The sequence below is a fragment of the Geomonas edaphica genome, from assembly GCF_004917075.1.
Taxonomy (GTDB): domain Bacteria; phylum Desulfobacterota; class Desulfuromonadia; order Geobacterales; family Geobacteraceae; genus Geomonas; species Geomonas edaphica.
Genome location: NZ_SSYB01000005.1, coordinates 34,114 through 54,503, shown reverse-complemented (window position 1 = coordinate 54,503; position 20,390 = coordinate 34,114). Strand labels below are relative to the sequence as shown.

Annotated in this window: 23 protein-coding genes and 1 riboswitch; of the genes, 14 read left to right on the top strand and 9 right to left on the bottom strand. The window is 62.4% G+C overall.

Annotation, left to right across the window (positions count from 1 at the left end; genetic code table 11):
• Nucleotides 1-13: 13 nt before the first annotated feature.
• Together E8K79_RS16020 and E8K79_RS16015 are read right to left on the bottom strand one after the other, a co-directional pair.
• Nucleotides 14-916, bottom strand: coding sequence for an ROK family protein (locus E8K79_RS16020; RefSeq protein WP_136515611.1), 903 nt, complete (start codon nt 914-916; stop codon nt 14-16).
• A gap of 303 nt (nt 917-1,219) precedes the next feature.
• A complete protein-coding gene (locus tag E8K79_RS16015; RefSeq protein WP_136515610.1) occupies nt 1,220-1,927 on the bottom strand; it encodes a Smr/MutS family protein in 708 nt (235 codons plus the stop codon).
• Nucleotides 1,928-2,174: 247 nt separating this feature from the next.
• Here E8K79_RS16015 and E8K79_RS16010 point away from each other — a divergent pair, with 247 nt between their 5' ends.
• Both E8K79_RS16010 and E8K79_RS16005 read left to right on the top strand, forming a co-directional pair.
• Complete coding sequence (locus E8K79_RS16010) at nt 2,175-4,085, top strand: GspE/PulE family protein (protein ID WP_136515609.1); 1,911 nt, start codon at nt 2,175-2,177, stop codon at nt 4,083-4,085.
• 1 nt (nt 4,086) lies between these two features.
• Nucleotides 4,087-4,938 carry an HDOD domain-containing protein gene (locus E8K79_RS16005; protein WP_135868615.1) on the top strand — a complete coding sequence of 284 codons (852 nt, stop codon included), beginning with the start codon at nt 4,087-4,089 and terminating at the stop codon, nt 4,936-4,938.
• Here E8K79_RS16005 and E8K79_RS16000 read toward each other — a convergent pair.
• Genes E8K79_RS16000 through E8K79_RS15990 form a run of 3 tightly spaced genes read right to left on the bottom strand, consistent with a single transcriptional unit; the run spans nt 4,922 to nt 8,816 of the window.
• Complete coding sequence (locus E8K79_RS16000) at nt 4,922-5,908, bottom strand: PilZ-like domain-containing protein (RefSeq protein WP_136515608.1); 987 nt, start codon at nt 5,906-5,908, stop codon at nt 4,922-4,924. The genes E8K79_RS16005 and E8K79_RS16000 overlap by 17 nt on opposite strands.
• 55 nt (nt 5,909-5,963) lie before the next feature.
• Nucleotides 5,964-8,642 carry a DNA polymerase I gene (gene polA / locus E8K79_RS15995; RefSeq protein ID WP_136515607.1) on the bottom strand — a complete coding sequence of 893 codons (2,679 nt, stop codon included), beginning with the start codon at nt 8,640-8,642 and terminating at the stop codon, nt 5,964-5,966.
• Nucleotides 8,643-8,816: a DUF4177 domain-containing protein gene (locus E8K79_RS15990; RefSeq protein WP_135868618.1), complete on the bottom strand. Its 174-nt coding sequence runs from the start codon at nt 8,814-8,816 to the stop codon at nt 8,643-8,645.
• Nucleotides 8,817-9,000: 184 nt separating this feature from the next.
• Between E8K79_RS15990 and E8K79_RS21340 the strand changes: the two genes are divergently transcribed.
• Both E8K79_RS21340 and E8K79_RS15985 read left to right on the top strand, forming a co-directional pair.
• Entirely contained in the window at nt 9,001-9,174 is a 174-nt protein-coding gene (locus E8K79_RS21340; protein WP_198419372.1) for a hypothetical protein, read from the top strand.
• A 111-nt stretch (nt 9,175-9,285) separates the two neighbouring features.
• A complete protein-coding gene (locus E8K79_RS15985) occupies nt 9,286-9,708 on the top strand; it encodes an Hsp20/alpha crystallin family protein (RefSeq protein WP_136515606.1) in 423 nt (140 codons plus the stop codon).
• A 1-nt stretch (nt 9,709) separates the two neighbouring features.
• Here E8K79_RS15985 and larE read toward each other — a convergent pair whose 3' ends face one another.
• The 3 genes from larE to E8K79_RS15970 form a co-directional block, all read right to left on the bottom strand.
• A complete protein-coding gene (gene larE / locus E8K79_RS15980) occupies nt 9,710-10,516 on the bottom strand; it encodes an ATP-dependent sacrificial sulfur transferase LarE (RefSeq protein WP_136515605.1) in 807 nt (268 codons plus the stop codon).
• Between the two features lie 95 nt (nt 10,517-10,611).
• On the bottom strand, nt 10,612-11,070 hold the full coding sequence (locus E8K79_RS15975) for an RrF2 family transcriptional regulator (RefSeq protein ID WP_135868621.1): 459 nt from the start codon (nt 11,068-11,070) through the stop codon (nt 10,612-10,614).
• 110 nt (nt 11,071-11,180) lie between these two features.
• Entirely contained in the window at nt 11,181-11,390 is a 210-nt protein-coding gene (locus E8K79_RS15970) for a hypothetical protein (RefSeq protein WP_135868622.1), read from the bottom strand.
• Nucleotides 11,391-11,524: 134 nt separating this feature from the next.
• On the opposite strand from E8K79_RS15970, the gene dapF reads away from it, so the two are divergent.
• From dapF to dtd, 5 genes are all read left to right on the top strand, one after another.
• On the top strand, nt 11,525-12,361 hold the full coding sequence (dapF, locus tag E8K79_RS15965) for a diaminopimelate epimerase (RefSeq protein WP_135868623.1): 837 nt from the start codon (nt 11,525-11,527) through the stop codon (nt 12,359-12,361).
• Nucleotides 12,362-12,472: 111 nt separating this feature from the next.
• Nucleotides 12,473-12,907 carry an HIT family protein gene (locus E8K79_RS15960; protein WP_136515604.1) on the top strand — a complete coding sequence of 145 codons (435 nt, stop codon included), beginning with the start codon at nt 12,473-12,475 and terminating at the stop codon, nt 12,905-12,907.
• Nucleotides 12,907-13,758, top strand: coding sequence for a deoxyribonuclease IV (locus E8K79_RS15955; RefSeq protein ID WP_136515603.1), 852 nt, complete (start codon nt 12,907-12,909; stop codon nt 13,756-13,758). The genes E8K79_RS15960 and E8K79_RS15955 overlap by 1 nt, the downstream gene beginning before the upstream one ends.
• Nucleotides 13,759-13,781: 23 nt before the next feature.
• Nucleotides 13,782-14,297, top strand: a complete 516-nt coding sequence (locus E8K79_RS15950; protein ID WP_136515602.1) for an O-acetyl-ADP-ribose deacetylase — start codon at nt 13,782-13,784, stop codon at nt 14,295-14,297.
• Complete coding sequence (gene dtd / locus E8K79_RS15945; RefSeq protein WP_135868626.1) at nt 14,297-14,746, top strand: D-aminoacyl-tRNA deacylase; 450 nt, start codon at nt 14,297-14,299, stop codon at nt 14,744-14,746. The genes E8K79_RS15950 and dtd overlap by 1 nt, the downstream gene beginning before the upstream one ends.
• On the opposite strand, the gene E8K79_RS15940 is transcribed toward dtd, so the two are convergent.
• A complete protein-coding gene (locus E8K79_RS15940) occupies nt 14,747-15,118 on the bottom strand; it encodes a pyridoxamine 5'-phosphate oxidase family protein (protein ID WP_136515601.1) in 372 nt (123 codons plus the stop codon).
• A gap of 115 nt (nt 15,119-15,233) precedes the next feature.
• On the opposite strand from E8K79_RS15940, the gene E8K79_RS15935 reads away from it, so the two are divergent.
• From E8K79_RS15935 to metX, 5 genes are all read left to right on the top strand, one after another.
• Nucleotides 15,234-16,091: a TIGR02757 family protein gene (locus E8K79_RS15935; protein ID WP_136515600.1), complete on the top strand. Its 858-nt coding sequence runs from the start codon at nt 15,234-15,236 to the stop codon at nt 16,089-16,091.
• The gene (pabB, locus tag E8K79_RS15930; protein WP_136515599.1) at nt 16,091-17,809 is read left to right on the top strand and encodes an aminodeoxychorismate synthase component I; all 1,719 of its coding nucleotides are present in this window, start codon (nt 16,091-16,093) and stop codon (nt 17,807-17,809) included. The genes E8K79_RS15935 and pabB overlap by 1 nt, the downstream gene beginning before the upstream one ends.
• 91 nt (nt 17,810-17,900) lie before the next feature.
• Nucleotides 17,901-18,764 (top strand): NAD(P)-dependent oxidoreductase, encoded by an 864-nt coding sequence (locus E8K79_RS15925; protein ID WP_136515598.1) that lies wholly within the window; start codon nt 17,901-17,903, stop codon nt 18,762-18,764.
• Complete coding sequence (locus E8K79_RS21335) at nt 18,761-18,931, top strand: hypothetical protein (RefSeq protein ID WP_198419834.1); 171 nt, start codon at nt 18,761-18,763, stop codon at nt 18,929-18,931. Before E8K79_RS15925 ends, E8K79_RS21335 begins: the two co-directional genes overlap by 4 nt.
• Before the next feature lie 87 nt (nt 18,932-19,018).
• Nucleotides 19,019-19,118, top strand: a riboswitch (SAM riboswitch).
• Between the two features lie 100 nt (nt 19,119-19,218).
• Nucleotides 19,219-20,322 carry a homoserine O-acetyltransferase MetX gene (gene metX, locus E8K79_RS15920; RefSeq protein ID WP_136515597.1) on the top strand — a complete coding sequence of 368 codons (1,104 nt, stop codon included), beginning with the start codon at nt 19,219-19,221 and terminating at the stop codon, nt 20,320-20,322.
• Nucleotides 20,323-20,390: the final 68 nt, after the last annotated feature.

The following is a 20,390-nucleotide window of genomic DNA, read 5'->3' as shown; positions in this document are numbered from 1 at the left end:
AACCGGCGCCGACTCAGATACCGATCCAGGCAGCCCCGAAAACTCCGGCGGAGTCCCCAAGCCTGTGCCTCAGGATCGGCGTGCGCAGGTCGTTGTGGAATACGTAGTGCCGCACCCTTTCCAGGCCGGCATCGTAGAGCTCATCGATGTTGGAGAGCCCGCCCCCCAGCACCACGGCGTCCGGGTCGAGCATCGAGATGAGCCCGCCCATACTGCGGCCGAAGTCGTCGAGGAAGGTGTTGAAGGCGACCAGGGCCCGGGGCTCTCCCCTGCGCGCCCCCGCCACGATCTCCTCCATGGTGAGGCTCACGCCGTTGCGGGTGAGGTAGGCCGCCTCGACACCGGAGCCGCTGATCTTGGTCTCGATGCAACCGCGGTTGCCGCAGTAGCACATGGCACCAGCCGGGTCTATCGATATGTGCCCCCACTCCCCGCTGATCCGGTGCGGCCCTTCGCGCACCACACCGTCCACGCAGATCCCTCCGCCGCACCCGGTTCCCATGATCACGCCGAACACGAGCCCGTAACCCGCCCCCGCTCCCTGGCGGCATTCGGCGAGGGTGAAGCAGTCCGCATCGTTACGGACCGCGATCTTCCGCTCCAGAAGCCGCTCCAGGTCCGCCTGGAAGGGGCGCCCGATGAGGCACACCGAGTTCGCGTTGCGCACGAGGCCGGAGACCTCGTCGACCGAGCCGGGTATGCCGATGCCGACGGTGCAGCCGGCACCCGCCGGAACAAGGGACGCAAGGTCGCGCACGAGCCGCACCACCGACTCGACGATCGCCTGGTACCCCTCGGCAAGAGGCGTCGCGCGGCGCTCCCGCGTGAGCACGGTGTCCCGCGCATCAAGCAACACCCCTTCCGTCTTGGTCCCACCCAGGTCTATCCCGATGCGGTAAAGCTCCGTAGGCTGCATTTTGTTGCTCCTTAATGATTCCAAATCCTATGCCGCGACGACGTCCACTCCTCCCCTCTCCCTCCGGGAGAGGGTGCCCGAAGGGCGGGTGAGGGCCTTGCCACAAAGCTGGAAAGTTGCAGCTGCCGACGCCCTCACCCTGCCCTCTCCCGAAGGGAGAGGGTACGCAGAGGTACGCGGCGGAAGATCATGTATGATCCGGAACGGAAAAGCCCCCGGAGACGGGGGCCGTGAGAGCAACCATTATATAAATGTTGCACGGTGTGAGCCAGGAAGAACAGAGCCCCGCCACTCCGCGCGCCCCTACTTCCCGCTCTCCTCCGGCTCCACCTTTTTCTCCTTCAAAAAGACCACGATCGCCCCGCTCCCCCCCATGTCGTTGGGAGCCTGAACGCACTCAGCTACCATCCCCTTACCGTTTTCCCTTAGCCACTTGGCCACGGCCGTCTTCAGCACCGGCTCCCCAGGGGAGTTGTTCCCCTTGCCGGTGATGACGAGCACCCCTTTCTGGCCCCGGTTGTACGCCCCCTTGACGAAACGCTCCAGGTTCTCAAGCGCTTCATCTCTGGTCAGGCCGTGCAGATCGAGTTGGAAGTCAAGCCGGATACCTCCGCGGCGCACCTGACGCATACGGTTCACCGGAGCTGTACGCGGCACGTGCTCTTCCTCGTGCAACTGATCCTCGAACCGAACGTCGAGCTTCAAGGCGTCCAACGCCTTCAGGAACAGGTTCTGGTCTTCCTCATCACGCCGGACCTTCGCCGCCTGATGCTCTTTCACCTTGGTGGGCGCCGCGGCGGGCGTCCCGGCAAGACGCTTCACGCCGGCCACCGCCTCGAAAAACAGCATCTCGTCCGAGAGGTCATGCCCGGTCTTGGCGACTGGCTCCTCCTTTTTCGGGGGAGGGGGCGCCGCGGCACTGCGCACGTCGAGGGGGGCCCCTTTGAGGGCCTTGAAGGGGGACGAGCTGAACTCTTTCTGCTTCGGTTTCTGCTTCTCTTTATTTTTCATGCAGCGGAGTCCTTCCTTGTCTTCTGCTCTGCCTGCGGTCCGACCCGGTGCAACCCTAAAGATCTACGCCAGCATAAGCTGCTGTTTTTGTTGATGTCAAAGGAATATCCCTGCGTCGTTTCAGGAGACACAAATATTAGCCCCCTCCAATCGGCATGGTATACTACCAAGGTTTTTGGGCGGATGTCAACGAAGAGTGTCCACGGCCGCGGTCTGCTGGGTGCCGCGGCTGTGCGGGGGATGATCCATGGAGAGCTCCAACTATCAGAACCAGGCAGCCCGAAAGGACGGTGGAGTCGATTCCGGACTGGAGATAGCATCGCTGATGGTCAAGTCCGGGCACCTGGCGGAGCAACAGCTCTCCTACGCCCAGCGGGTGAAGGGGAAGCTCGTCACGCCGAGGACGCTGATCGCCGTGCTGCTCGAACTCGGCTTTTTCACCCGTGAGCAACTGCGCGAGACGCTGCGCAACAATATCGTTTCGGTGAAGCTTGGAGCCCTGCTGGTGGAGCTCGGCTACCTGAAACCGGCCGAGTTGCAGGCGGCGCTCGGCATCCAGCGCGACGGCGACAACTGCAAGATGCTAGGGGAGATCCTGGTGGAGCAGCGTTTCATCGAGGAGTACACCCTGGCCGAGGTGCTTGCCTTCCAGCTCGGCTTTCCCTTCATCGACCTCGACGCCGCCGACATCGACCGTTCCCTTCTCGCCAAGGTGCCTCAGCACTGGCTCTCGCAGCACAACTTCGTCCCGGTCAAAGAGGAAGGGGGGCGGGTGACGGTCGCCATCGCCGATCCATTGAACATGGAAGGGAGAAAGACCGCTGAGAAGCTGTTCGGTCCGAACACCCTCTTCGCCATTTGCACCATGAAGGCGATCCGCGATGCCTTCACCCTGTTGAAGCGCGGCATCATCCAGGGGGACGGTACCGCCACCGACGAACACACCGTGACCGGCATCGTCAACTCGATATTTGAGGAGGCGCTCAAGGAGGGGGCGAGCGACATCCACATCGAGCCGATGAGGGGGGTGCTCCGGGTCCGTTTCCGGCGCGACGGCATGCTGATCCTGTACAAGGACTTCGCCAAGGAGCTGGCGCTTCCCTTAAGCAGCAGGATCAAGGTGATGGCCGAAGCGGACATAGCCGAGAGAAGAAGGCACCAGGACGGCAGGATCTGCTACGAAAGCCCGAAAACGGGCGCCACCCTCGACATGCGGGTCTCCTTCTACATCACCATCCACGGCGAAAAGATCGTGCTCCGCCTTCTGAGCATGAAGGGAGAACTCCTCGACCTGAAAGAGATCGGAATGCCGGCGCGCATGCTCGAGCGCTTCATCGACGACGCGGTGGACACGCCAAGCGGCGTCCTCATCGTCACCGGCCCCACCGGCAGCGGCAAGACCTCGACGCTGTACAGCTGCGTCCAGCACTTAAACGAGCTCTCCACCAGCATCGTGACCGCCGAGGAGCCGGTGGAGTACGTCATCGAGGGGATCGCCCAGTGCTCCATCAACCAGAAGATCGGGGTCACCTTCGAGGAAACGCTGCGCCACATCGTGCGCCAGGACCCGGACATCATCGTCCTCGGCGAGATCCGTGACAACTTCTCCGCCGAGATCGCGATCCAGGCGGCGCTCACCGGGCACAAGGTACTCACCACCTTCCACACCGAGGACAGCGTCGGCGGTCTTTTGCGCCTGATGAACATGGAGATAGAGGCCTTCCTGATCGCCTCCACCGTGGTCTGCGTCCTCGCCCAGCGTCTGCTGCGCCGGGTCTGCCCGGAATGCGCCGAACCCTACCTTCCAAACCCAACCGAACTGCGCCGGATCGGCTACAGCAACGCCGATCTGCGCGGGGCCGAGTTCAAGGCGGGACGGGGGTGCAGCAAGTGCCGCTACAGCGGCTACCGGGGCCGGGTCGGCGTATTCGAGATGCTGATCCTGAACGAACTGGTGAAAGACGCCATCCTCAGCAAGAAGACCTCCTACGAGATCAGGAAGATCTCCACGGAGACGACCGGCATGGTGACGCTGCTCGAATCTGGGCTTTGCAAGGCGGCCCGGGGGGAGGTCTCCCTGCACGACGCGGTACGACTTCTGCCGAGGATCGGCAAACCGCGCCCGATCGCCGAGATCAGGCGCCTTTTGGGGGAATGACATGCACGAGAAGCCTTTCGTTGAGGTAGTAAAGGAACAGCTCGAAAGTGAGACGCTCAACCTCCCCGTGTTCCACCCGATCGCGGTCAAGCTGCAGGGGATCCTCTCCGGCAAGGATTTCAGCATCGACCAGGTGGTGGCGCTGATCATCAAGGATCAGGCGTTGACGAGCCAGGTGCTGAGGCTCGCGAACTCAGCCTTTTTCAGCGGGCTCGCCAAGGTCACCACGATTACCGACGCCGTGGTGCGGCTCGGAACGCGCGAGGTGGCGAGCGTTGCCATGCTCGCCTCGCAGCAGCACAGTTACAACAGCCTGACCCACCCCGAGCTCAAGTCACACGCCCAGGTGCTCTGGAAACACGCCATCGGCTGCGCCATCGGCACGCGCTGGCTGTGTGAAAAAAACGGCTATCGGAACCTCGCCCAGGAAGGTTTCATCGCGGGCCTGCTCCACGACATCGGGAGCCTGCTGATACTGAAAGTGCTAGAGGGGATCGCGCTGACCGACGGAGAGCAGAGGGGAGTGTCGCGGGAACTCACCAACGAGATCATCGCGGCCATGCACACCGAATCGGGTTACCAGCTGATGCAGAAGTGGAACCTGCCCGAGGTTTACTGCAACATCGTGCGGGACCACCACAAGGATCTGGAGGAGACGGGGAACGTGCTTTTAAGCCTCGTGCGCCTGGTGGACCACGCCTGCAGAAAACTTGGACTGGGGGGGACGCCGGAGCCGAACCTGATGCTCGCCGCGACAAGCGAGGCTCAGGGGCTGGGAATCAAGGAGATCATGCTCGCCGAGCTGGAAATCATGATAGAGGATGCCATGGAGATGGTCACCTCTGCCTCTTGAGGAAGTCGATGAACCCCTCGTCGAAGATGCGCTGTACCTCCCACTTCTCGCCGCGCTCCTTAGCCACCAGGATGGCGCGCACCTGGCAGCCGATGAAGGCGGTGAGCAGGATCAGGGCAAACGCCACCTGCACGCGCCGCACCCACGGCGAAACGCTCGGCTCCGGTTCGGGAAGCACCCGTGGATTCTGGGCGAGCTGCCTGAGTTGCTGCCCCTGTATGTAGCCGATGAGCCGGTCACGGTCCGCCTCGTCGATGAAGCGGTACTTCACCGCGGTACTGAAACGGGTGGTATCCGGCACCTCGCGCACCTCCACCACCTCACCCACGATCTCGATGAGCCTCGGCGCGCCGGGAAGGTAGAGACTCAGCTCGATGAACTGCCCCACAATCATCTTGCGGTTGATATTTATGCGCAGCCCTCCGCCGGACATGTTGGCGACCACAGGGGTGGAGTCTTTGCGCTTTTCCAGCCGCGCCCTGATCTCCTCCCTGCTGTCCTCGAGTTCCTCGGGCTCGCCCGGCTCCGGGGTCTGCGCCGCGAACTCCATCTCCAGGCGGCGTTTCAACCAGCGCTGCTTCACGTCCGTCTCGATCTGGCTCAAGGGGAGCCGGAAGTCGAGCGGCAGGTAGACGTCCTGGCGGTAGTACTCGCGCGGCTCGAACGAGTAGACGTCATCCACCAGGCGCAGCACCAGGCGGTGCTCCGCCGTCTCGTCGCTCACTAGAACGGCGCGGCAGGTCACCCCCCCGTCGTTCTCGGGGATACCGACGTTCAGGGTCTCCCCGGTCCTTAGCTGCGCCTCCTCAGGGAGCTGATCGCGCGACAGGTCGACCAGGAGAAGATCGTCGTCCAGCGTGGCGACCACACCCCACTCGGGGAACCAGCCGCCCCCCTCCATGGGGATCCCCACCCGGATCCGCTCCCCCTCGTGGAAGTACCTTGCGTACTGTTCCAGCTCCTGGGCCATACTACCTCCACTGTCATATGCAATAGAAAGCTCTTCGGCGCCGCGCGCCAAAAGCTTAGTGGGCTTCGCTCCAGTTCCGGCCGAAGTTCAGGTCGACCTTGAGCGGCACGGCGAGCGGCAGCGCCCCCTCCATCTCCGTGCGCACCAACTCCTCCATCTGTTCCCGCTCGCGCTCAGGCACCTCGAAAACCAGTTCGTCGTGCACCTGCATGATCAGGCGGCTTTGCACCTGTTCCTCCTGCATGCGGCGCGAGACCCGGATCATGGCGGCCTTGATGATGTCCGCCGCAGAACCCTGGATCGGGTAGTTGGTGGCGTTACGCTGCGCGAAGGCGCGCACGTTGCCGTTTTTGCTCGCGATCTCCGGGATCTGCAGCCTCCTGCCCAGGATCGTGGTGACGAAGCCGCAGGCCTCTGCCTCGGCGATGCAGCTGTCGAGAAAGCTCCGCGCCCCCGCGTGCCGCTCGAAGTAGCTGTCGATGAAGGCCTTCGCCTGCTTGGGGGGCACCCCCAGCTCTTTGGCGAGAGAGAAGGCCCCCTGGCCGTAGATGACGCCGAAGTTGATCACCTTGGCCTGCCGTCTCATCTCGGAGGTCACCAGTTCCGGGAACATGCCGAACACCTCGGCTGCGGTGCGGCGGTGGATGTCCTCGCCGGCCGCGAAGGCGTCGCAGAGCACCCGGTCGCCGGAGAGGTGCGCAAGCACCCTGAGCTCGATCTGGGAGTAGTCCGCGGAAAGGATCAGGCTCCCCGGCTCGGCGATGAAGGCACGCCGGATGCCGCGTCCCTCCTCGCCGCGTACCGGTATGTTCTGCAGGTTCGGGTCCGATGAGGAGAGCCGGCCTGTGTTGGTGACCGCCTGGTTGTAGGAGGTGTGCACCCTTCCGGTCCTTGGATCGATGAGCCTCGGCAGCGCATCGGTGTAGGTCGACTTGAGCTTGGAGATGCTGCGGTACTGCAGCAGAAGCCGCGCCACCTCATGCTCCTCGGCAAGCCGCTCCAGCTCCTCCACGTTGGTGGACCAGGCCGTCTTCCCCTTGGTCTTCTTCCCCGAGGCGAGCCCCATCCGCCCGAAGAGCATCTCGCCCAGCTGTTTCGGGGAGTTGATGTTGAATGGGCCGCCGCAGTGCGCGTGGATCTTCGCCTCGAGCTCGATCAGCTGCTGGCCGAAACCGGTCGAGAGCTCCTTCAAAAGCTCCACGTCGAGCTTCACCCCTTGCAGCTCCATGTCGGCCAGGATCTCCATGAGCGGCATCTCGACCTCGAAGAGGAGCTTCTCCATACCCTGCTCGCGCACCTTGGGAAGCAGGATCTCGTGCAAAAGGAAGGTCGCGTCGGCATCCTCGCATGAGTAGGGGCCGGCCCGGTCCAGGTCGACCTCCGAGAAGTTCAGCTCGCACTTGCCGCTTCCCACCACCTCGGAGTAGGAGATCATGCGGTGGTCCAGGTACTCGAGGGCCAGTGCGTCCAGCCCCTGGCTGTTACGCGAAGGGTTCACCAGGTAGGCGGCGAGCATGGTGTCGCACCAGATGCCGGAAAGCTCGGTGCCGGAGAGCTTCAGCACCTGGTAGTCGTACTTGAGGTTCTGGCCGATCTTCTTGCGGTTCGGGTCGGCGAGGAGCGGCCCCAGAAGCTGCAGCACCAGCTCCTCGGAGAGCTGTTCGGGCGCGCCCAAGTAGCGGTGCCCGACCGGGATGTAGTACGCCTCGTGCCCGTGGCAGCTCACCGCGTAACCGACGATGCGCGCCTCGTAAGGGTTGAGGCTCGTGGTCTCGAGATCGATGGCGAAGGCGGGGGCCTTTTCGAGCTTCTCCACCAGCGCGCGCAGGTCGGCCTCGGTGAGGACAACGGAATAGCGCTCGCAGGAGAGCGTCGGCGAACTGGTCAGGTCCTTTAAAAGGGTCGCGAAGCCGTACTCCCTGAAGAGCGCGGCAAGGCGTCGGTTGTCCGGCGGGGTCACCGCGAAGTCGTCGATGTCGTACTCGATGGGGACGTCGCAGTCGATGGTCGCCAGGGTGCGGCAAAGACGCGCCTGGTCCGCGAACTCGACGAGCCGCTCGCCGGTCTTCCCCTTCACCTCGCCGGCGCGCGCCAAGAGCTCGTCCAGCGTGCCGTACTCCAGCAGGAGCTTCTTCGCGGTCACCTCGCCCACACCCGGGACGCCGGGGATGTTGTCGGAGGTATCCCCCCAGAGCGCAAGCACGTCCACCACCCGCGCCGGCTCCACGCCGAACTTCTCGATGACGTCGGGGATGCCGAAGCTCTTCTCCTTCATGGTGTCCAGAAGGGTCACGTGATCGGTGACGATCTGCATCAGGTCCTTGTCACCGGTGACCACCACGCAGTCGAGCCCGGCGCTCTCCGCCTTTTTCGCGATGGTCCCGATGATGTCGTCGGCCTCCCATCCCGGAAGCTCCAGGGCCGGGATGTTGAAGGCGCGCACCATCTGCTTGATCGGAGCAATCTGCTGGGCTAAGTCTTCTGGCATGGCGCTTCGGGTCGCCTTGTAGGCGGGGAAGAGCTCGTTTCTGAAGGTGTGCTTGCCGGCGTCGAAGATCACCGCCACGTGGGCCGGGGCCCGGTCCTTCATTACCTTCAGAAGCATCTGCGTGAAGCCGTAAAGCGCGTTGGTGGGGAAACCGTTAGGCGAGCTCAGGTGGCGTATGGCGAAGTAGGCGCGGTAGATATAGGATGAACCGTCCAGAAGGTACAGGGTCTCTCTTTCAGCGGTCACCTAATTCTCCTCTTTGGTGAAGACGACGAAGGCCATGGAAGGACGCTTGCTCGCGTCCCGCATGGCGAACTGCATGGCGTCGAATTTCCACCCTTTGCGGGTCCATTCGTTGAGCGCTTCCTCGATGGTGTCCTCCGAAACGTGGCCTATCTCGACGACCTTGTACTGCAGCATAAATACTCCTCATGATTGGCATTTCCGGGCCATATTATCCGATAAACCCCTGTGCTTCAAGGCGAAATGTTCTGTTGCAAAAAAGGGTCAAACTGTTATGATTCTCAAAAAACTAAAAGGGGGTGCAACAAGTTCAGGCAGTTAGGTTTTCGATGTCAACCAACCAGGCAAAAGGGGAGCCAGCATGGCAAGAAACGACGAAGAGACCATCGACCAATTGGCGCAACAGATGGAAGTTAACCTGGCAGTCGACTACGAGAAAAAGGACTTGAAGGCACAAAGAGAGCAGGTGAAACAGCACCTGTATGATGGCTCCAAGAAACTGAAACACACCGTACCCAAGGGAAAGCGGATTTAAAAGGAGAAGGAAATTACGGGGAGGGGGCTTGAGAGAACGGCTCCCTCCCCTTAAATTTGCGGTTTAGATTTAGCACTGTGCGCCGTGCGGCGCATCATCCGGAGGAAAGAGATGGCGATCGTCAGATACAACCCGCTGAGTGAACTGAGAAGCATGCAGGACAAGATGAACCGGCTGCTGGACCTGGCCTGGACGCGCGAGGTGGGTGAAGAGATCAGGGAGGGCGTCTGGCAGCCCCCCGCCGACGTCTACGAGAGCAACGCAGCGGTCACCATCAAGGTGGAGCTCCCCGATGTGGAGCTCGACGACATCGACATCAGGACCGAAGAGCAGACCCTGACTATCAAGGGTGAGAGAAAGCACGGTGAGGAGATCCGCAAGGAGAACTTCCACCGCATCGAACGCTACTTCGGCCCCTTCCAGAGAAGCTTCGCCATTCCCGCCGACTTCGACCTCACGCATCTGAATGCGAGCTGCGATAGCGGCGTTCTCACCATCACCATCCCCAAGACCATCACCGTAGAGCTCGCCTAGCTCACCCCTCGTTCATGCTGCCGGTGCGGTACCCCTGCAGGTCGAGTGAGACGTAGGTGAACCCGGCCTGCCTGAAGAAGTCAACCGTGCGCCGGCGCAACGCCGGCTCGAGCATGCGCGGCAATTCGTCCTCAGAGAGCTCGATGCGCGCGCTCTCCAGGTGGAAGCGCACCCGGTACACGCGGAAGCCCTCTCCCTTCAGAAATTCCTCGCAGCGCTCGACCTGGTTCAGCCGCTCGCCGGTGATCTCGGTCCCGTACGGGAAACGGCTCGCCAGGCAGGCGTAGGCCTGCTTGTCCCAGGTGGGAAGGCCGAGCCCACGGGAGAGTTCCCGGATGTCAGATTTCGAGAGATCCGCCTCGAGTAGCGGTGAGCGCACCTTGAGTTCGCAGGCGGCGACCCGCCCCGGGCGGTAATCCCCCAGGTCGTCGGTGTTGCTGCCGTCTGCGACGCAGGAGAAGCCTTTCTCGCGCGCCTTGTCGCTGCAGATGCGGAAGAGCTCGCTCTTGCAGTGGTAGCAGCGGTCCTTCGGGTTGTGGCTGAATCCCGGTATTTCCAGTTCGTTGGATTCGACGAGGATCTGCGTCGCGCCAATCACGGCGGCCAGACGCTTCGCCTCGTTAAGTTCCGATTCCGGATAGGTGGGGGAAGTTGCGGTGACGGCAAGGACGCACCCGGTTCCGAGCGTGTCGCAGGCCGCCTTGAGCAGAAAGGTGGAGTCGACCCCGCCCGAGAAGGCGACGAGGACCGAACCCATTTCGTGCAGGATCTCCTGCAGCTTGTGGTATTTTTCCTGGGGAGTGCCCATCTTTCCTCTTGATAGCACCGTCAGACGGGGCCACCCCAGTTGCAGTCACAGCTGGTGCGCCGCGGCTGCAGTCGCCTTGCTTGTCGTAGCCGACGTCAGATGAAGTACATGAAGCGGTGGTCCTGCTCCCGCTTGATGCCGATCGCCTCGCCCCTGTCGCACAGGGTCTTCAGCGTCACCGACTCAAAGAACTCGTTCAGCCTGGAGTTCGACTCCTCCCAGACCGTCTGGGTCACACAGCTTCCGTCGAAGCCGCACTCCCCTTTTCTACGCCCCGAGCAGTCCACGATCAGGGTATCCCCCTCGGTCGCCTCGATGACGGCACGCACAGTGATCTCTTCCGGGCTCTTGGCGAGGCAGTACCCCCCCTGCGGCCCGCGCTTGCTCTTCAGGATCCCGTGTTTCTTGAGCCCCTGGAAGATCTGCTCGAGGTAACGCGGCGATATGTCCTGCCGGCGCGAGATGTCCTGGATCTGGGCGGGCTGACTCCCGGCGTTGTATGCGATGTCGAAAAGAGCCCTCAAGCCGTAACGGCTTTTGGTCGAAAGTCTCATGGCTGTATCTCCCGCTGATGGTTGTTAAGCGAAGATACAATACCACATTTTTCGTGTCAACAATATAAACAATCGTATGTCTGAATTTACCCCCTCAGACACGCGGCATATCACCAGTAACGCTGCGGAGGCTCAACCCTTTCCACCAGGACGATAAAACCGTCAATGACCTGGAACACGTCTCCGTAGGCGTTGGTCCACTTGTCCCCCTCCTCGAGCGGCGTCGGAACCTCCCTGCTCCCAAGGAACACCTCGGCGTCGTCGATGTAGGCGTACCACTCCAGACTGCCGTTCATCCAAATCTTGTTCTTGATTTCCATTAGACCTCCGTCCCGATTTTTCTCATGATCTTACTGAAAAGTATACGGGGCGGTCAAGCACCACCCGTTTTCGCTTGTTGCCGGGGGCGCTTTTTGCTATTTAGAGAGGACATTTTCCCTTGGGGGTTTTCACTATGAAATTCACGAAGATGCAGGGCGCCGGCAACGATTACGTCTACGTCGACTGCTTTAAAGAAAAGGTGCAGGATCCCGCCGCTGCTGCCATCAAGGTTTCCAACCGCAACTTCGGCATTGGCTCCGATGGCCTCATCCTCATCATGCCGAGCGAGGTGGCCGACGTGAGGATGCGCATGTTCAATTCCGACGGTTCCGAGAGCGAGATGTGCGGCAACGGCATCCGCTGCGTCGCCAAGTACGCCTACGACCACGGCATCGTCTCGAAAAAGGAGATCACCGCCGAGACGGGCGCCGGCATCCTCACCCTCCAGCTCTTCACCGATGGTGGTAACAAGGTTGAGAAGGTGCGGGTCAACATGGGTCCGCCGCGTCTGACCAGGAAGGAGATCCCGATGCTCGGGAATCCGGACGAGAAGGTGGTAAGTGCGCCTCTCAACGTGCTGCATTCCACCTTTAACATCACCTGCGCCTCGATGGGGAACCCGCACTGCGTCATCTTCGTGGACGATGTCGGCAACTTCCCGGTCGAAAAATACGGCCCGATCATCGAGAACCACGAGCTCTTCCCGCGCCGGACCAACGTGGAATTCGTGCAGGTTGTTTCCCGCACCGAGATTCGCCAGCGGACCTGGGAGCGCGGCGCCGGCGAAACACTCGCCTGCGGCACCGGCTCGAGCGCCGTGACCGCGGCGTGTGTCCTGAACGGGCTCACCGAGAAGAAGATATTGAACCACCTTTTGGGGGGCGACCTCGAGATGGAGTGGAGCGAGGACGGCAACATCTACATGACCGGCCCCGCCGTCGAGGTGTTCAGCGGCGAGATCGACATCTGAGCGACAGAAAGCCCTGTTTGCGTTAGTTTGCGAAGCCCTCTCCCAAAGGGATAGGGGATGTGGACGATGAGATCGAAGATCGTCCCGATCACGATTTAAAAAGGAATCACTATGACCTGCCCCATCTGCACCAAGTGGGAGGACGACGAGGAACAGCGGGTCGTCGAACTGGAACACACACTGGTTTCCCTGAGCCGTGACCAGTTCTTTCCCGGCTACTGCTTCGTCTATACCAAGACGCACGTAACGGAGCTCTTCCACCTGGACGAGTCGGTCCGAAACGGGGTGATGGCGGAGGTGTGCGCCGTCGCCGAGGCGCTCTACAACGCGTTCAACCCGGACAAGATCAACTACGAGCTGCTCGGCAACATGGCGCCCCACATGCACTGGCACATCGTGCCGCGCCGCTCGGGGGATCCCCTTTGGCCCCGCCCGCACTGGAGCGAGCCGCACCAGGAGCTGATCCTCAAAAGCGAGGAATACCTGGAGCGGGCGGCGCTGATCCGGACCCACCTGGAGAAACTCGACGTAAGGGAGGAGCGGTAATGGATCTTCTGGGCGCCCACGTCTCCATTTCGGGAGGCATCCATAACGCCGTTGATCGCGGCGTGGCTGCGGGATGCGGCTTCATCCAGGTCTTCACCCAGAACGCTAACCAGTGGCGCGGCAAGGCGATCTCGGACGCCGACGCCAAGCTCTTCAGGGACAAGCTCGCCGCCAGCGGCATCGCCGGCGCCATGAGCCACGACATCTACCTGATCAACCTTGCGGCCGCCCCGGGCGACGTGAAGGACAAAAGCCTCCTCGCCTTCCGGGAAGAGCTGCAGCGCTGCGCGAAGCTCGGCATCGACAAAATCGTCATGCACCCCGGCTCTCATAACGGCGACGGCGAAGAGACCGGCCTGAGGCGCGTCTGCGAGGCGTTCGACCAGCTCCTTGCGGAAGTTCCGGAGTTCACCGGCAAGGTGCTCCTGGAAAACACCGCCGGCCAGGGAAGCAACCTCGGCTACCAGTTCCAGCACCTTAAATCCATTATCGATGGTTCCTCGTACCCGACCCGCTTCGGCGTCTGCTTCGACACCTGCCACGCCTTCGCCTCGGGCTACCCCATCGCCGACCGGGACGGCTACCGCAAGACCTTCGACGAGTTCGACGCCCTTTTGGGGATCGAGCGGCTCATGGCCTTCCACCTGAACGACTCAAGGAAGGGGCTCGGCTGTAAGGTGGACCGTCACGAGCATATAGGCGCCGGAGCCCTGGGGCTCGAGGCGTTTCGCCTCATCATGAACGACCCGCACTTCGCCCTGGTCCCGAAGGTGATCGAGACACCCAAGGGGGACGACGACGAGATGGATGCGGTGAACCTGAAACTGCTGCGGAGCCTGGTCGAAAGCTGATCGGCCCTGCAAAGGGGGTTAGCATGTGCGAGAAGGTGGAGATCTTCCAGGGTGACATCACAAAACTCGCGGTAGACGCCATCGTGAACGCGGCCAACAGCTCGCTTCTGGGCGGCGGGGGCGTCGACGGCGCCATCCACCGGGCCGCCGGACCGGAACTTTTGGCCGAGTGCCGCACCATCGGTGGGTGCCCGACCGGCGAGGCACGCATCACGGCGGGGTACCGCCTCCCGGCGCGCCACGTGATCCACACGGTTGGGCCGGTCTGGCAGGGAGGCAACCACGGCGAGCCCGCGTTTTTACGCTCCTGCTACCGCAACTGCTACCGTCTCGCCCGCGAAAAAGGGCTAACAACGATAGCCTTCCCCGCCATCAGCACCGGGGTCTACGGCTATCCCATGCGTCCGGCCTGCCGCATCGCGCTGGAGGAGGCGAAGTTGGCGCTCGAGAGCAACCCCGAGCTCGCACGTATCGTCTTCGTCGCCTTCTCACCGGAGGCGGCCGGGATCTACCGGGAAACGATGGAGGAGGTTTTTTAGTGAAGGCTGTGATCCAGAGGGTGAAAACGGCGAGCGTGCGTGTGGACGGCAAGGTGGTGGGCGAGATCGACCACGGCATCCTGGTGCTGCTCGGCGTCGAGATCGGCGACTCCTGCAAACAGGCGGACTGGCTGGCCGAGAAGATCGTGAACCTCAGGATCTTCACCGACGAACAGGGGAAGATGAACCTGGCCCTGGCCGACGTGAAGGGGGAGATGCTGGCGGTCTCGCAGTTCACCCTGGCCGGAAACTGCTCCAAGGGGAGGCGTCCCTCCTTCGACACCGCGGCCGACCCGGCCGAGGCAAACCGCCTCTACAGCTATTTCATGGGAAAAGTCTGGGAGCTCGGCGTCCCGGTGCAAAGCGGGATCTTCCAGGCGGATATGGAGGTGTCGCTTGTGAACGACGGCCCCGTCACCTTTATCCTGGAGACCCCGCGCACCCGGTAATCACATCAACGGACGCACCTCATCCACCTTGAAGTACGCCACCCGGCTCACCTGCGCGCTTGCCTGCGGGCTCGCCACCAGCGCGGTCCGTTCCTTTATCTCGTTCAGCAGTTCCCCTTCCCCCTTTTCCTCGGTCATGGTCAGCGTAAGCCTCCAGCCGCTGTAACCCCTGGAAGGCGCGAGATAGAGGTAGCTCGCGTGCGGGTTCTGCCTCAGGTTCTCGATGCTGCGCCCCTCGCTGAACCCCCAGGCCAGGGTCTCCTCGTCCACCACGTGCGGCAGGGCAAAGACGGCTAGATTGACCAGGCCGTTCGCGTCGGCAGTTCCGATAATGCCGCGCCCACCCTCCGGAAACAGTTCCGCAAGTTTCATGAGTTCCGCCCCCTTTTCCCTTTAAGCTGATGAATCACTATGATAATCTAACAGGCCCGAAGGGTTTGTCCATCGCCCACATGAGAGCCGCCGCACCGCCAATGAGGAAGACCAAGTGGAGCTGAAGACCATACTGGAAGCGCTGTACCAAAACCGATCGCAGGAGCACCTAGCCAACGATCCATTATCCTTCTGCCACCGCTTTCATGAGCCGCAGGACCAGGAGGTCGCCGGACTGATCGCCTCCTCGTTCGCCTACGGAAACGTGAAGATCATCAAGAAGAACCTCGCGGTGATCTTCGACGCCATGGGCCCCTCGCCGCGCCGCTTCGTGGAACGGTTCGATCCGGCCGAGGGGATGCGCCTTTTCGCCGGCTTCAAGCACCGCTTCAACGACGGTCGCGACCTAAGCGCCCTGCTCCTTGCCTGCCGCGTCATGATCGAGGAGACAGGTTCCGTGGAAAAGTGGCTCCTGCGCTTCCACGACCCGGCAAGCGAAGACATCACCGGAACCCTTTCCGGCTTCAGCGAGGCGGTGAAAGCGCTCGACCTCGCCCCGGTCTTCGGTCCCGGCGGCGTCCCGAAAGACGCCTACTTCCCCTTCTTCTTCCCCTCTCCCGCCTCGGGTAGCGCCTGCAAACGCCTCTGCATGTACTTGAGATGGATGGTGCGCCCGGCGGACGGCATCGATCTCGGCATCTGGAAGGGGATCTCACCGACGCAGCTCGTCATCCCGGTGGACGCCCACATCCAGCGCATCTGCCGCTTCCTGGGCTTCACCGACAGGAAGCAGGGGGACTGGCGCATGGCCTGTGAGATCACGCGCGCCCTGCGCGAGCTCGACCCGCAGGACCCGGTGAAGTACGATTTCTCGATCTGCCACCTGGGGATCTCGGAGGGGTGCGACGGAAAGGACCGACTCAAGTGCGCCGCCTGTCCCATCGGGGATTTCTGCTCCGCGGGAACGGAGTGATGCCGCAGTCTCCGGCCTACCTGCACGGCTTCGCCTTCGCGCGCCAAGTGGGCGAGATCCGCGCTGCCACACCGGCCGAAGTGGGACCGGCCTTCGAGGCGCTGGAGCGCCAGGTGGCGGCGGGTCTCCACGCCGCCGGCTTTGTCTGCTACGAGGCGGCCTCGGGCCTCAACGAAGCGCTCCCCGCCGGCTCCCCCCACGCCATGCCGCTTTTGTGGTTCGGGCTCTACGAGGAGCGCCGCGCCGAACCTTTCCCACGGCATGACGCCCCTTTTCGCTGCACCGACTGGCGCCCCTCGCTCGGAGAGGAGCAGTACGGAAGCGCGGTCGGGACGATCCGGGAGTTGATCGCAGCGGGGGAGACCTACCAGGTCAACTTCACCCTGCGCCAGCGTTTCGCCTTCGCGGGGTGCCCGCGCTCCTTCTTCAGCGAGCTCTGCCGCAGCCAGCCCACACCCTACAACTGCTACCTCGAGTGCGACCGATGGCGGATTCTCTCCGCCTCCCCCGAGCTTTTCTTCTCCCTCACGGGCGAAAGGCTCGTCACCCGTCCGATGAAGGGGACTGCGCCGCGCGGGCGCTGGTGGGAAGAGGATGTCGCACGGAGGGAACAGTTGCGCCATACCCCGAAGGAAGCGGCCGAAAACCTGATGATCGTCGACCTGCTGCGCAACGACATGGGGATGGTGTCGCGGACCGGGTCGGTCCAGGTGACCTCGCTCTTCGACGTGGAGAGCCACCCGACGGTGCACCAGATGACTTCCACGATCGAGTCGCGCCTCAATGAAGGGGTGACGCCGCAGCAACTGTTCCGGGCCCTCTTCCCCTGCGGCTCGGTGACCGGAGCACCCAAACGCAGGAGCATGGAGATCATCGACCGGCTGGAGGGCGACCCGCGCGGACTCTACACCGGCAGCCTCGGCTACTTCTCCCCCGGCGGTGAGGCGAAGTTCAGCGTAGCCATCCGGACCGCCGTCATCGACAGCGAGAACGGTTGCGGCGAAATCGGCATCGGCAGCGGGATCACCTGGGATGCCACCCCGGACGCGGAGTACCGCGAGTGCCTGGAGAAGGGGCGTTTCGCCCGAGAGGAGCGGCCTGAGTTCCACCTGATCGAGTCGCTTTTGCACGAAGACGGCTGCTATTTCCTGCCGGAGCGGCACATGGAAAGGCTTGAGAAATCGGCAGGCTACTTCGCTTTCCCGTTCGACGCAGCAGTTGCACGACGGAGGCTTTCAGAGGCGGCGACCGGCCTGGATCGTGCGCGGCGTTACAAGGTGCGTCTTCTCCTCTTTCCTGACGGCACCACGAGCTGCGAGGCGGCGGAAATCCCGGAATCGGCGGCCGGGCTGAAGGCCGCCTTCGCGCGACAGCGCGTCGACTCGAACGATCCCTTTCTCTACCATAAGACGAGCCACCGCGAGCTGTACCAGCAGGAGCTTTCCGGGCGAAGCGGGGTGCAAGAGGTGATCTTTCTCAACGAACGGGACGAGATCACCGAAGGAACCAACAGCAACGTCGTCGCGCGGATCGACGGCCACGACTACACCCCTTCTCTGTCGTGCGGGCTTCTCCCGGGAACCCTGCGCGAGGAACTGCTCGCGCGCGGGGAGATCAAGGAGAAGCTCCTGAAGCGGGAGGACCTCGAGCGGGCCGAGGCGGTTTATCTGGTAAACTCGGTGCGCAAGTGGCGTAAGGCGACACTGGTTCTCGATTGATGCCCTCAAATCTCCCTCTCCCGCAAGGGACGGGGCAACTGCAGCAGTTTTTAAGGAGCTTGGTATCCATCAATACAAGGAGGCAAACACTATGGAAACGTACGGTTTTCTCGGGCTAGGCATCATGGGAAGCGCCATGGCCAAAAACCTCATTAAGGCGGGCTTCAAGGTGAAGGTATGGAACCGTTCAGCGGCCAAGTGCGAGGAGTTCGCGGCGCTTGGCGCCAAGGTCGCGGCAACACCGGCCGAGGTCGCGTCCTCCTGCGCCATCACCATCGCCATGTTGGCCGACCCGGCTGCAGTGCGCGAGGTCTGCTTCGGTCCACAGGGGGTGCTGGAAGGGGTCGGCGCCGGGCGCAGCTACGTGGACATGTCAACCGTTGACGCCGGCACCACGAAGGAGATCGCCGCGGCGGTGACCGCCAGAGGAGGCAGGTTTCTGGAGGCGCCCGTTTCCGGGAGCAAGAAACAGGCAGAGGACGGTACGCTGATCATCCTGTCCGCCGGCGACAGCGGCCTTTTCGATGAGACCGTTCCGCTCTTTGAGACGATGGGCAAAAAAAGCCTCTTTCTCGGCGAAGTAGGACGCGGCGCGGAGATGAAGCTCATCGTCAACATGGTCATGGGAGGGATGATGACCATATTCTGCGAGGGAATGGCGCTCGCCGAGAAGGCGGGGCTCGACAGCGCCGACCTCCTCGACGTGCTCGATTCGGGCGCTATGGCGAACCCGATGTTCAAACTGAAGGGTGGACTGATGACCGGCGGCAACTTCGCCCCGGCTTTCCCGCTCAAACACATGCAAAAGGACATGCGGCTTGCCGTCGGCTTGGGCGACGCGCTCGGGCAGCCGCTCTTCACCGCGGCAGCAGCCAATGAGAACTTCAAACGGGCGAAGGCCGCTGGCTTCGCGGATGAGGACTTCTGCGCCGTCTACAAGGCCATCAAGTCGTGAAGAAGTTTCTCTCGACTGCAGCGGTGACGCTCCTTACCAGTGCGTTTCTCGACCCCTTGATCCAGTCCGGCCTGGACAAGCCGGTCCCTTGGCTTAGGGACTTCGCTATGGCGCTTGCCGGCGCAGCATGCTTCTACATCCTGGTGAAATACCGTCACGACCTGTAACCGCGCTCGTGAACCTGGAGCTCAGTTTGCCGTTGACAAATAGCGGCGGCTCCCTTATTCTGCACCCCAAAATTGAATAGAAAGACCTGCTTATCTAGAGTGGTGGAGGGAAAGGCCCTGCGAAGCCACAGCAACCGGCCCAATCGGGCGACAGGTGCTAAATCCTGCCGAAAGGCGAAGATGAGAAAGGCGCTTTTGAGCTATTGTCACACCCGAAAAGCCCCTTCTCACACCGAGACGGGGCTTTTTTTGTGCCGCTTGCCGGCACCCGAGAGTACGAGAGAGACATGTCCTACGGCATCGTGACAGAACAGATCACCACCTTCGACACCGAGCTGCGCCTGGAAAGCGGCCGCATCCTCGGGCCGATCGATATCGCGTACGAAACCTATGGCACCCTCAACGAGGACCGCTCCAACGCCATCCTGGTCACCCACGCCTGGACCGGGAGCGCGCACTTGGCCGGGCGCTACAGCGAGGACGAGAAGCGAGGGGGGTGGTGGGACGACATCGTGGGACCCGGGTGCCTGCTCGACACAGACCGCTACTTCGTCATCTGTTCCAACGTGATCGGATCCTGCTTCGGCTCCACAGGTCCCACCTCGATCAACCCGAAGACCGGCAAGCGCTACAGCCTCGCCTTCCCGGTGATCACCGTGCGCGACATGGTGAAGGCCCAGACCCTGCTCATCGACCGGCTCGGGATCAAGAAGCTCTTCTGCGTGTTAGGCGGGAGCATGGGAGGAATGCAGGCACTCGAGTGGGCCACCCAGTATCCGGACCGCATCGCCTCCGCAGTGGTGCTCGCCACCACGCCAAGGCCGTCGGCGCAGGCCATCTCGCTGAACGCCGTCGCGCGCTGGGCCATCTTCAACGACCCTACCTGGAAGAAGGGGGAGTACCGTAAGAACCCCAAGGACGGCTTGGCACTCGCTCGCGGTATCGGTCACATCACCTTCCTCTCCGACGAGTCGATGACCGCGAAGTTCGGGCGCCGCTTCTCGGCCCGCGACGGCCAGTTCGACTTCTTCGGGCAGTTCGAGGTGGAGCGTTACCTAAACTACAACGGCTACAACTTCGTGGACCGCTTCGACGCCAACTCGTTCCTCTACCTCGCCAAGGCGCTCGACCTGTACGACGTCGCCGCCGGCTGCGAGTCGATGGAGGAGGCCTTCGCGCCGGTCTCGGCCCCGATGCAGTTCTTCGCCTTCACCTCCGACTGGCTTTACCCTCCCGCGCAGACCGAAGAGATGGTCGACACGCTGAATACGCTGGGTAAAAAGGCGGAGTACCACCTAATCACCTCGGCCTACGGCCACGACGCCTTCCTCCTCGAACACCAGGCCTTCACGCCGATGGTGCGGCAGTTCCTGGAAGGGATCAAGCCGTAGGAGACAGCAAAAAGGGCGGAGACCTGCATGGTCATCCGCCCTTTGTCGTTTCTCTTCCTTTGTGACGC